11 protein-coding genes are annotated in these 12325 nt (G+C 37.5%); 1 reads left to right on the top strand and 10 read right to left on the bottom strand.

Features of this window, described 5'->3' with window-relative positions:
* Positions 1–561 precede the first annotated feature (561 nt).
* The 7 genes from QF042_RS02685 to QF042_RS02655 all read right to left on the bottom strand — a co-directional run bounded on the left by QF042_RS02685 (position 562) and on the right by QF042_RS02655 (position 6786).
* Positions 562–942 carry a hypothetical protein gene (locus QF042_RS02685; RefSeq protein ID WP_307525098.1) on the bottom strand — a complete coding sequence of 127 codons (381 nt, stop codon included), beginning with the start codon at positions 940–942 and terminating at the stop codon, positions 562–564.
* Between the two features lies 1 nt (position 943).
* Positions 944–2179 carry an ABC transporter permease gene (locus QF042_RS02680; RefSeq protein WP_307525097.1) on the bottom strand — a complete coding sequence of 412 codons (1236 nt, stop codon included), beginning with the start codon at positions 2177–2179 and terminating at the stop codon, positions 944–946.
* A gap of 88 nt (positions 2180–2267) precedes the next feature.
* Positions 2268–2906, bottom strand: a complete 639-nt coding sequence (locus QF042_RS02675) for an MBL fold metallo-hydrolase (RefSeq protein ID WP_307525094.1) — start codon at positions 2904–2906, stop codon at positions 2268–2270.
* 48 nt (positions 2907–2954) lie between these two features.
* Complete coding sequence (locus QF042_RS02670) at positions 2955–3545, bottom strand: gliding motility lipoprotein GldD (RefSeq protein WP_307525092.1); 591 nt, start codon at positions 3543–3545, stop codon at positions 2955–2957.
* Between the two features lie 76 nt (positions 3546–3621).
* Entirely contained in the window at positions 3622–4365 is a 744-nt protein-coding gene (locus QF042_RS02665; RefSeq protein ID WP_307525090.1) for a shikimate dehydrogenase, read from the bottom strand.
* Between the two features lie 189 nt (positions 4366–4554).
* Positions 4555–5322: a phosphosulfolactate synthase gene (locus tag QF042_RS02660; protein ID WP_307525088.1), complete on the bottom strand. Its 768-nt coding sequence runs from the start codon at positions 5320–5322 to the stop codon at positions 4555–4557.
* Positions 5323–5382: 60 nt separating this feature from the next.
* On the bottom strand, positions 5383–6786 hold the full coding sequence (locus QF042_RS02655) for a tetratricopeptide repeat protein (RefSeq protein WP_307525086.1): 1404 nt from the start codon (positions 6784–6786) through the stop codon (positions 5383–5385).
* 250 nt (positions 6787–7036) lie between these two features.
* Here QF042_RS02655 and QF042_RS02650 point away from each other — a divergent pair, with 250 nt between their 5' ends.
* A complete protein-coding gene (locus tag QF042_RS02650; protein WP_307525084.1) occupies positions 7037–7492 on the top strand; it encodes a nuclear transport factor 2 family protein in 456 nt (151 codons plus the stop codon).
* A gap of 9 nt (positions 7493–7501) precedes the next feature.
* On the opposite strand, the gene QF042_RS02645 is transcribed toward QF042_RS02650, so the two are convergent.
* The 3 genes from QF042_RS02645 to QF042_RS02635 all read right to left on the bottom strand — a co-directional run bounded on the left by QF042_RS02645 (position 7502) and on the right by QF042_RS02635 (position 12057).
* Positions 7502–7852: a hypothetical protein gene (locus QF042_RS02645; protein ID WP_307525081.1), complete on the bottom strand. Its 351-nt coding sequence runs from the start codon at positions 7850–7852 to the stop codon at positions 7502–7504.
* Positions 7853–8368: 516 nt separating this feature from the next.
* On the bottom strand, positions 8369–10879 hold the full coding sequence (locus tag QF042_RS02640; protein WP_307525079.1) for a M1 family metallopeptidase: 2511 nt from the start codon (positions 10877–10879) through the stop codon (positions 8369–8371).
* Between the two features lie 296 nt (positions 10880–11175).
* Entirely contained in the window at positions 11176–12057 is an 882-nt protein-coding gene (locus tag QF042_RS02635) for a TraB/GumN family protein (RefSeq protein ID WP_307525077.1), read from the bottom strand.
* Positions 12058–12325: the final 268 nt, after the last annotated feature.

Raw genomic sequence — 12325 nt, 5'->3', positions numbered from 1 at the left:
CCATTAGTACTGCAATTGCGCTCCAAGAACAATAAAATATTCAACGCAAAACTATCAATCTAACAAAAGGAAGGTATTTACTTATAAAGCAGTTTGGTTCGTGAAGACACGAACCAAGGCGGTTACAGGGAATTAAATTTTTCCAAAAAAGCCTATTGAGCAAATTATGAATGTGTTCATTTTTTTGGAAAGCAAATCCAGTGATAATTAGGGAAAGGCCATCCTGCTCTCCGTTCTTTCTGATGAAGGATCAGAACCACTCCGATCAGGTTTAGGTGGCGTGGACAGCGTTGCTATTTGCGATTGTAAGCATGGAAAGAAAAGAAGATTTTGGATGACATTGTTTTACCTTCAATAGTAGCAAATCACTTTATAAACTAGCCCTGATTGAAGCGTAAAGCCCGGAGCGAGGAACGAGTGAGGACTTGGAGCGAAAAGCAGGAATACCGTAACCGACTAGCAAGCAATTGCGCTTCAAGAAAAAAAATTTAAATCTCCCTTATACCATTGGTTTAGTTCGTGGAGACACGAACCAAGGCGGTTGTTAATATTATTGAACGGTTACTGCGAACAAGGTCCGTCAGGGATTTCTTTACTGATTTTAAGCACTTTCATCACCACTAAAGTAGAATCGAAATCTGGAGAAACTGTGGCGGTATCAGATTTTGCAAAATAACCTTCTAATTCTACATATACAGGCTCGTAGGGCTTTTCGAACCCTAGCTTGCTATAAGAGAGCTCCAGGTTTTTTACACTGTCTGTAACCCAATATTCACGTCCGTCTTCGCATAAGGTAAAAGACTTCATTTCAGGCCCAAAACTATACAAACCTTTAACAGTTTTCAGATTACTTTTTTCTCCCTCGGCTTTATCGTTTCTACAAGCTGTAGCGGCCACGCCAAGGAGCACAACAAATACAATTGCTTGTTTAAATAACTTCATTTTATATAGTTTGATTAATTTGATCTATCTGTTTAACACTTAAATTGGATGACAAAGCAGATGCCAAAAATGAGAAGATGCCTACTGTAACAAAAACTAAAACAAAATCTTTCCATTTTAGTCCGATTGGATAAGAACTTACCAAGGTTTTGTTTACTTCATCACCCATTTTGATAAAACCATAAGTGTGCTGAAAATAATAAAATATGAGGCCTATAATTAAGCCCAACACACAGCCAGACATGGTGATCATCATGCCCTCAAATAAAAATATACGTTTGATTAATTTCTTCCCTGCGCCTAAACTGCTCAGAATGGCTACATCCTTTACCTTATCGATTACTAACATGGTTAACGACCCTATGATATTAAATATAGCAATAATCAGAATAAAAGTAAGAATAATATATACGGCCCATTTTTCGGTATTTAAAATGTGGTAGAGTGATTTATTTTGCTCGGCCTGATTCCTGACTTCATAATCTTTACCTGCTTTTTCGATTACTTCTTTTTGAAAATCGTCTACATCAATACCAGGCTGGAGATTGATCTCTATTGCAGACACTTTTTTATCTTCGCCTAAAAGTTCGCGGGCAAAATTCAATGGTACAATAATGCCATTGTCGAAATCTTGCTGTACCTCAAAAACACCGCTTACCCGAATGTTCTTTACCACAAAATCGTCGGCAGGATTTAAGGTACTGGGCGCGATATCTTTCTTTGGCGAATAAATTTCCAGCTCCGTAAAGGGATCAACCGTATTTACTGCCAAATAACTTTGTAAGGCAGAACCAATTACCGCGTTATCACCGCTTCTGTTATGCAATATAAAATGTCCTTCTTTAATGGTACTATCTAATTTAGTGTTCTTCAAATAGTCTAAACTTACACCTTTAACCATTCCAACAGCTTGTTTGTTGTTGTATTTTAGCAAAGCATTTTCTTGCAGCACCTCGGTAAAAGCGGCAACACCTTTATCTTTTCTGAGCTGATTAAAATAGCTTGTGTTTGGATCAAAAGTTTTCCCCTTAACCGGTGTAATGGCTATTTGCGGGGTAATGGTATCGAACATACTCAATACCACTGTTTCTAAACCGTTAAATACCGAAAGGATAATAATCAATGCAGCGCTACCCACCATAACACCTACCATCGATATGCCCGATATCAGGTTAATGGCATTGGTTGATTTTTTGGCAAAGAGATACCTTTTGGCAATATAAAACGATGTATTCACAGCGGCAAAGATAAATAAAAGGTTTAGGGTTTAAAGGTAAAAGACTTAAGGTTGTAAACCCTTTAACAATTATGAACTTTTAATCCTGCTAAAAAAACGGGTTATGTTGTTTTTCAAAACCAATGCTCGTGGCTGGTCCATGGCCAGGATAAACTTTGGTTTCATCAGGTAAGACAAAAAGTTTATCGGAAATGTTTTGGATTAATTGCTGATGATTACCTCCTGGCAGATCGGTACGGCCAATACTACCATAAAAAAGCACATCGCCACCTATTAAAATATGATCGGCTGCACTGTAAAAACAAAGGTGCGCTGGCGAATGCCCGGGAGCAAAAATTAAGGTAAGCGTGCTATTGCCAAAAGAAATAGTTCCTGTTTCGGGCAAAAAGGTATCTGGCAAGGGGGATACCTCATAACGGGTAAAGCCCATTGATGGCGCATAACCGGGAACCGCATTTAAAATTGGTAATTCGCCCTGATGAAACTGTGGTTTTAAGCCATAGCTTTCGAACACAAATTTATTACCGAAAACATGATCGAGATGACAATGTGTATTGAGCAATAAAACAGGCTTTAAGCCTTCATATTTGATGAAAGCCGCCAATTCATTTTGCTCAAAACCCTCGTACGTACCCGGATCGATAATGACACATTCTTTGGTTTCATCGTAAAGCACATAGGTATTTTCGCTGTAAGCATTAAAAGTGAAGGTCTTTATTGTAATCATAAATTTTTAGCAAAATCCTGTCTCAGCAACAGGATAACAAATAATAAATTAATTTTTCCACCTAAAGGTAGAAATCAAAGTATCGATATCCTTTTTAATAAATTTAACAACGGGTTCAATAGAATCGTATTGTGGGCGCTCATTAAAATATAAAGCTCCTCTAAAATAATGTTTAGCACTATCGGTTAAAAAAAACTGAACAGAAGAAGCGGTATTCCCTTCAATGGCGTAGTATATGCCATAAACTTTATGTTCAGGGTAATTGATGAGCTTTTGATCAATCGCACTTGCTTTTATCGTATGTTTAAAGGCAAGTTTTCGGGCATCTTCTACCATTTCATCATATTCGCCTTTACCCGAAACATCGTAATAAGTTAAATGCAAAAAGCCATTAAACTGCTTAAAGTGCAAATTGTACCAGCCTTTCTGAGCATCGCGGCTTTGATCTTGCTCTACCGCTGCATAAGTAGGGTATTTGAACGTAAAGGGAACAGGCCTGGTAAATGTGGTGTAGTCTTTTTTAGGAAACACAATCCTGAAATAAGCTTTTGGCTTCGGACTATAATCGTGGTTTTGGCAAGCTGTTATGAACAGAAGCAGTACAAAGGGCAAAAGAAGAATCAATTGTTTTAATTTCATAACATGCTATCAAAAATTGCGTTCCCGAAAAGTCGGGGCAGGCTATCGTTCCTCCTCGTAATGACGATAAGTTAAATTATTTATTCCAGATTGCCCAGGCTTTTTCTGCTTGTTTATACAGCATCTCCAAACCGTTTTTAATCGCCGCACCACGTTCGGCAGCTTTAGCTAAAAATGCACTCTCTAAGGGGTTATACACTAAATCGTAAGCTAAATAACCTGGCCCTAGTAAACTGTAATCAATTTCGGGAAAGGTATCTATACTTGGCGACATTCCCAAAGGCGTGGTATTGATCAATAACCGGTGTGAGGCTAAAATCGCAGGTGTAATTTCTGAATATAGCAGAGCACCAGGAACAGCTGTTCGTACCACAACCTGATATTGGATATTTAACTTTTCTAAAACGTATTTTACAGCTTTCGCCGCTCCGCCATCACCAAAAACAAGCGCTTTTGTGTGTTGTGGTCCTAACAATGGTTTTAGCGATTCTTCAAAGCCGTATGCATCGGTATTATAGCCTTTTAAATAGGTTTCACCTTCAAAACTTTTGATCGAAATACAATTTACGGCACCAATTTTTTCTGCTGCTTCATCTACTTCATTTAAATAGCAAAGCACATTAACTTTGTGTGGAATAGTTACATTAAGGCCGCAAAGCGATGGATTTTCACTCAGCAGATCGGGCAGTGATTTAATATCGGCAATAGGAAAAAGCTCATATTGATGATCGGCTATGTCTTCATTTTGAAATTTTTCTGTGAAATATTTTTTCGAGAAAGAATGAGAAAGTGGATATCCGATTAAGCCGTATGTTTTCATATTGATATAAACAAGCAAAGAGGGTATATCATAAGGACGATTTTAGCCCAGATGCTGTCATGTTGAGCCTGTCGAAACACCTTAAAGCGTATTTAAACAGGTCCTTCGACAGGCTCAGGATGACAAATCTATATTTATGATACAACCTCTTTATTTAACTATGCGCCTCGCAATGACGAATTTTATCTTTTATTTTACCTGGTTCAGGAAATAGTCAAAAGTATCTCCACGTAATCCTAAACGAATGGTTTCTAAAGGAATTACTTCTGCCGGGGCAATATTACCAAGGTTTACATTACTACCGATTAGTTTAATAAACCAAACCTGCTGTTCTTTTTGAGGTGCTTCCCAAATAATAGTTTCTTCAGGAATCTGGGTTAAAATTTCATCAACCAATCCTTCACGCACTTCGCCACTTCCCCGGTAAATACCTACGTTACCACCCTCGCGGGCTTCGGCAATTACTTTCCACGAACCGGCCTCAATTTCAGCCTGCATTAATTTAATCCACTTATATGGGGCAAATATTTTAGCGGCATCTTTACTGCCTACTTCCGAAATAACGGTTACCTGGTTCGACAGTTCACGGATGAACTCACATTTTTTGTCGTGCTCAATTTCAATAGAACCATCAGAAACTTCTGCATATTCCATTCCGTATTGATCTAAAATACGTTGATAATCTGAAAACTGGTTACGGATGATAAAGGCTTCAAATAATGTTCCGCCAAAATAGGTGGGAATGCCTGCACTTTTATATAAAGCTAATTTTTCTTTAAGTCTTGGGGTAACATGCGATGTAGCCCAACCTAATTTTACGATATCTGTATGTACGCCGGCAACTTCAATAAAATCTTCAACCTGGCGTAGGCTCAATCCCTTATCCATAACCATTGTTAAGCCTTTTTGGCGTGGTTTAGCTGGACGTTGGGGAACGTTTAATAATGGATAATTCATATGCGTACAAAAGTGAAAAAAATTTTGAGATTTATTTGTTAAATTTTTCTCACAAGGTCGTTACCTTATATATCTGTTTATAACGTTCAAAATGGCACTATTATCCTGCAATTGTGGCAAATATTCAAATAAAATATAGTGTTTATCAGGGTCAGTTGTTAAAGCTGTTTCCAAATAACCCAGCGCATCGCTATAATTCCCCTGGGCAAAAAGATAGGCTACCATCCGGTAATAAAGTTCCGCTGCTTCCGGATTATTCTTAATCGCCTCCGCCATTGTTTCTGATGCTTCCAGCAACTTTCCCTGCTCGTAAAGCACGGTACTAAAATCTAACCAGGCTTCAATATCCAAAGGATTAAACTCCAATACTTTTTCATAAGCTTCGATCGATTCATCAATCTGGCCTAATTTATAATAAGCATCAGCCATGGCAAACCAGAAATCAGGATTTTCGGCTTCTAAATCAATAGCTTTTTTATAAAAATGCAGCGATTCGAAATAACGCTCTTCAAAATTCAGCGTAACACCGATCCCAAACCAGGCATCTGCCATTTTAGGATCCATTTTTACCGATTTTTTATAATAAGACCGGGCTTCGTCCATTTTTTCCAGTTTCTCGTAACATTCACCAATGGCGCAATAGGTATCGGCATTAGGCTGTTCATATTCGAAAGTCTGTTTATAAACATCTATCGCTTCATCATATTTATCGAGCTGAACCAGTGCATTGCCTTTATTGAAATACGCAGAGCTAAAATCTTCTTTGATCAGGATCGCGTAATCATAAGCATCAATAGCTTTTTCAAAAAGGTTCAACTTGTGGAAACTATTGCCCAAATTGTACCAGGCCGCATAAGAATACGGATCAGTATCGATGTATTGCTGATAAAATTTGATACTTTCTTCTTGTTTATCTAATACATCGTAACAGAAAGCCAGCTCATACAAACCATCCTGGTTCTCCATATTCTGCTCTAAACTGAGCTTAATATAAGTAATGGCGCTTTCATAATCGCCCATGCTCTGGTAAACATAAGCCATCTGTAATAAAATCTCATCCGTACTTTCGGCCAGCCCCAAAGCTTTTTCGTAATTTTCCAAAGCCTCGTCAAAACGTTCGGTATTTTGAAAAATATTACCGCGAAGCAAATAAATATCTGGTTCAGACGGTTCTAAAAGCTCGGCCTTTTGCAAAGCAATAAAGGCCTTTTCGTTATTGTTGGTTAAAATGTAAAGGTGAGCCTGTTTGATTAAAAATATTGTTGCATAAGGGTGTTGACTGATTGCAAAATCAACAACCTGCAAAGCTTTGACCGGATCATTTTTCTCAATGTAGAAATCTACAATGTATTCGAATGCCCCTGCATCGAAGAAATACTGATCCTGGTTCCGGAGCATTTCTTCGTAACGTTCTACTGAGCGTTGTGCATCTTCGTTGGATTCAAAAAAAAATTCTTCTTCCATATATTATACTATTAAAGAACCGTGCCAATTAGCATAAAAACACATGATAAGTTTACCAATTTTAATTATCCGTTTTTAAAATAATTATTAACATCAATCGGTTAAAACAGCGTAAATAGCTGACTATAAAGCGTATTGACTGTGATTAAGATGTGTGGATAATCGATAGATTTTTTGCAACATCGCGGTTCCTTTTCCCTTCTTTGACAAAAATACTATAAATTTATGGTATATACGTAATGGAGAAGTCATGAAAGAATTAGTCATTTTTGCCCTGTTTTTACTATATTTTACTACAAACGGCTTTGCACAAAGCGATGAAGAAAGTGCGGTTAAAAAAACCATAACCAACCTTTTTACCGGCATGAAAGATGGAGACAGCACCTTAACCCGAACTGCCTTTGCACCAGCAGCGATCATGCAAACCATCGCTAACAAAGAAGGTAAAGTAAGTATACGCACAGAATCCGTTAACGACTTTATCAAATTTATCGGCACTCCACATCAGGAAAAATACGATGAGCGTATTGTTTTTACAAAAATATTAATCGATGGTCCTTTGGCTTCAGTTTGGACAGACTATAAATTTTACCTGGGCGACAAGTTCAGCCATTGCGGCGTAAACTCCTTCCAGTTGGTAAAGGGAGATCAGGGCTGGCAGATTGTTTATATTATTGATACCAGGAGAAAGGATGAATGTAACTGATGCTGTTTATTAATTTAGATATTGAGCGAGGGGATTCGGCTTTAAAACTCTTAGGGTTTCAACGAGCTTGGTGTCAAAATAGTTAGCAATGATAAGTGCTTCTTTCTTATCCTGTTTAAGTATGATAACACCCTTTTCCATATCGAAAATATTGGGAATAGGATACGATATTCTTGTCATTGCCATTTTATCAATATCAAATATTATTTCTTTGGCTTCTTGATTTATCCAGAATAAAACTTTGCACGGAGGAGTTATGATTACGATCTGCGTTTTACTAACCGTCACCAAAGCAGCGGTTGAGTTTATTGTTTTAGCACGGGGCAAAATATGCCATTTCTGAATGTAAATAATGAGCAAAACAAATACGATTTCGCTGAAAAAATATTCAAAGCTAAAATTCCTTGTTTACGAGAAAATAAATAAGGATGGAATGTGCAATAAAAACTATCCAACCTAAAATTACAACACGCCCCATGCGTTTCTGGTCTTTTTTCAATAAATCGATTAAAAAAGGTACAATTGAATATTGCATATCAAATTAAAGATTGAAATATACGCATAATCAACCTACAGGCTATAGGACTGGAAATGTTTTTTGGAAAGCAAAGCCTGTAGCTTGCTTATTGTTAGTCGGGCTTTCCATTGTAGTCCCGATTTTTAATAAAATCGAGAGCTGCCATTTCAATCCCGTTTATGTACAACTGTCTTTGCTACTATTTAGGGCTGCTATATGCAAATTTATAAGCCGTTCCATCGGAACGCTTGATGGGTAAAAAAAAATGTTTACATATTTTTTCGTTCCGTAGGAACGTTTGATGACAGAAAGGGCCAGCGATGTTTCCATGCCAGCCCTTTCTATATGAAATTTGCCCATTATTCTTTTCCTAAATCAGCTGCTCCTTTTTTAAATAATTCGGCCTGCTTGCTCAAGTTGGCTTTAGCTTCACCGCTTACTGCGGCAGCTTGTTGCGTTTTAGCCTGGGCAGCTGCAGCATAGGCACCTGCAAGTTGTTTATTTAAATAGGATTGTAATTTTAACCTTTCAATGGCACTGCTAATATTCGTGATACCTTTATCGGTAACTGCCGGATTATTGTTAGCCCTCAGATACTGAAAATACTGGCCAACTACAGCAAAAACTTTGCTCCTATCGCCTGTAAGCATAATATTATCATAAAATGCTTGGTACTCATCCTTTGGTTCGTTGATGTATAACGATGCAATAGAAGGCGCAATATGTGCTTTCGTATCCTCATCTAATGCTGCTAAAGCAGCAGTGCTCTCTTGCGGCGCCAGCTTGGCCAGGCCATCAATACCGGCAGCAATCACTTTGTACGATCTATCTTTTAAACTTTCTAACACTAAAGTTTTGTAAGCCTGATCGCCGGTTTCTGCCAATTTCACAATTGCTGCTGATCTTGTTTCGGTATTTTTATCTGTTTTAGCCATCTGAAGTAAAATTGGCAAAGCTGCTGCTTTAATCTGAGCATCTTCTAAGTTAATGCCATCAATGCTTAAAGCGCGTAAATCTGCCGATTTATCTTTTAAACCTTCCAGCAACACCAGCTGGCCGCTTGTGGCTTTGCTTTGCATAATAAATTGTAAGGCTTCAATTCTATTGGCATAACTAGGGGCATTTTTGTATTGAAAATAATAGTTTTCAGCGGTTTTATTGTCATTGGTTTCACCAACCAAAATTTTATCCACATCGAAATCGATTAAATCGGGTTTAGCACTCACTTCAAAACTAAAGTTCTGCTCACGGCTATTGATCAAAATTTCTTTTCTGATTTTTTTTCCGCCGGCATAAATATCAAGTTTGATCGGTAATGTAAAGGTCTGCACGCTTGCATCTTGGGTTTGTTTAACCTTAATTGTTGCTTTGCCGTTTTCGTAACCATAATCGATACTTAAAACCGGGTGACCGCCATTGTAATACCACTGATTAAAATAAGGGCTCCAATCTTTTCCGGTAACATCTTCCATAGCCAAACGCAATTGATGTGTTTCGCCATTTTTAAAGGCATTGGTAGTGAGGTAGCGGTTAAGTGATTTGTAGAAAGCTGCATCGCCCATTTGATTTTTTAAGGCATATAGAATAATTGATCCTTTGGCATAACTCACATTATCGAACATATCTTCTTTATCACCATAATAAAAACGTGCTAAAACAGGACTTTCGCCTTTTTTGGTGGATCCTAAATAGGACTGCAATTTATCATAACGGGATTTATCTTCAGCATCCTGGCCAGCATCATGTCCGTGCCAGATTACCTCACCAAAAGTGGCAAAAGATTCGTTCATGGTTAAGTTAGACCACGATTCTGCGGTTACATAATCGCCAAACCATTGGTGAAAAAGTTCATGTGCAATAGTTCCTTCTTCATTTTCATCTAATAACTCACGATCGGTTTTTTGTACCTGCTCGCCGTGTAAAGTAGCTGTAGTATTTTCCATTGCTCCTGAAACATAATCTCTGGCTACCACCTGTGCATATTTGTTCCATGGATAATCTACGCCTAATAAATTACTGTAAAACTGGATCATATCTGGTGTTTTACCAAAAATCTGTTTGGCATAAGGCGCAAATTTTGGCTCCAGGTAATAACTTACTTCCTTGCCTTTATAAGTATCTTTTGTGATTTTGAATTCACCCACAGCCATCATAAACAAATATGGCGAGTGGGGAAGATCCATTTTCCAGGTATCGGTTCGGGTCCCATCTGCATTGGCTTTCTGACTCACTAATTTTCCGTTAGAAAGCGTGGTATATTTCGATTTTACCGTCATCGAAATCTCTTCAGTAGTTTTCTGATCGGGCTTATCGATCGTTGGAAACCATGCTGAAGATGATTCCGTTTCCCCCTGTGTCCAGATCTGTGTTGGTTTGTTTTTATCCGTACCATCCGGGTTAATAAAATATAAACCTTTAGCATCGGTTATAGCCGCACTCCCCTTTACTTTCAGTTCGTCTGGTTTTGCAGTATACGCAATATACACCGTGTACTTTTCGGCATTAGTGTATTTTTTATTTAGCGTGATGTGCAGTTTATTGTCGTTGTAAACATATTTAAGTGGTGTATTTCCTTTTGCGCCAACCAAGGCAACGGTTTTAATATCCATTCCCTGGGCATCAAGGGTTAACGAATCCGTAGGGTAAAAATGGGGTTTTAGCGTAACCCATTCTTTTCCGTATAGGTACCGTTTTGCGTAATCGAAAGATACATCGAGTTTGGTATGCACTAAATCGTTAACTTTTGTTGCAGTAACACGATAAACACTTAGGTTATTTGATTTTTCTACAGGCTGTTCCTGTGCAAAAAGTGACTTAGCCATAAAAGCCGAGACCAGCACTACGCCACAGGCAATCAGTTTTTTATTCATTTTTAAGATTTTTCAAGTTAGTTTTAACTTTAATGATGGTATTGGTATTAAAGTAAAGATGCAAATGTAACTTGCTTTATTTTATTTTTCGTAAACGCGGTAGAAATTTTACTTAAGCAGCCACGCTGCTAAATTGAGGCTGAAGATTACAACAACTTAATAAGGTAAGTGTAATTTGGTAGCAGCATTCTGTAACTGGTGCTTGTTAACTGGTTTTTGCTGTGTATTATCCACGCGAAAAATATAGACACGGCGTATTATTCCACAAAAAAATCTATAACCTGGCGATTTTATCCTTAATTAGTTGCAACAGGCTTTAAATTATACCCCTTAGCCTGCAATCCTTTAATTAAGCCTTCATTGCCGACTAAATGTCCTGCGCCAACTGCAACAAATAACGATTGCTTTTGCATCATAGCAGGTAGTTGATCTAACCACCTGTTATTTCGGTTTTTTAAGAGCTCTGTCATAAATTCTTTCGATTCTTCATCTTCAATTTTAAACAGTTCAGTTAATTTATCAATGTCCTGGGCGATATAATAAGTTTTCAGCTCCTCCATTTTTTGTTTGCTTTTATCTACTTCTCTAATCGATTTTAGCAATGCTTTTTTTTGTTTTTGCAGATCACTGTCAAATAAAAGTGCACCCTGGTATTCGGCAGTTTCCAAACCATATAATGATTTTCCATTTTTTTTGGCATATTTCTGAAAGCTATCATCTATACCTTCGCCTATATCCTTCAACATATCCGGGCTCTCAAAAAGCATCATCATTATGGCTACCATTGCAGGCTTGAAATTGTTCAGTTGCTTTAATTCAAAACCTGGTTGTTTGCTTTTAAAATAATTCTCTATTTCTTTGTACTCCGCTTTCGTAAATAAACTATCCAGCGTATTATTTTTCATGACTAAAAACGGGGCCATTTTAGTTTGCGTGGTACTATCCATTACAATTTCGCCAACTACTGCATCAGCCGATTTCAATTTCTCTTGCAAAACCTTCATGGTATCAGCAAATTTGGCCCCTATTAAATGATGGGTGCCAAACAAATAAGAAGGCATTTTTAATCCATTGCCCGAAATTTCCCACAAAAGCGAGTTTGTTGCCTTTTTGGTTTGCGCACAAAGCACAGCGCTGAATCCAATAAAAACGATCAATAATAATTTTATATTCTTCATTCTATTTTATAGCTAGCGATAAGTTAATTGTATAATGGTTATTAATTTCCCGCTGATCACACAGATTAACGCAGCGTAAATTACAAATCTGCGCTTTTTCGCGAAATTAGCGGGAGATTATATGCGTCTTTTTATGCTGAACATAACACTAGATGTGTATTTTCTTTGGCCCGCATTATTTTGGAAAACTACACTATTTATGCTACAAAGCAAAAAACAGAAATTTATTAAAGTCTTTTATTCATCCAGTGATCTTTAAAATAGGATA

The sequence above is a fragment of the Pedobacter sp. W3I1 genome (genome assembly GCF_030816015.1).
GTDB lineage: Bacteria > Bacteroidota > Bacteroidia > Sphingobacteriales > Sphingobacteriaceae > Pedobacter.
The sequence above is the reverse complement of the archived record's forward strand: the minus strand, read 5'-3'. Positions and strand labels throughout refer to the sequence as shown.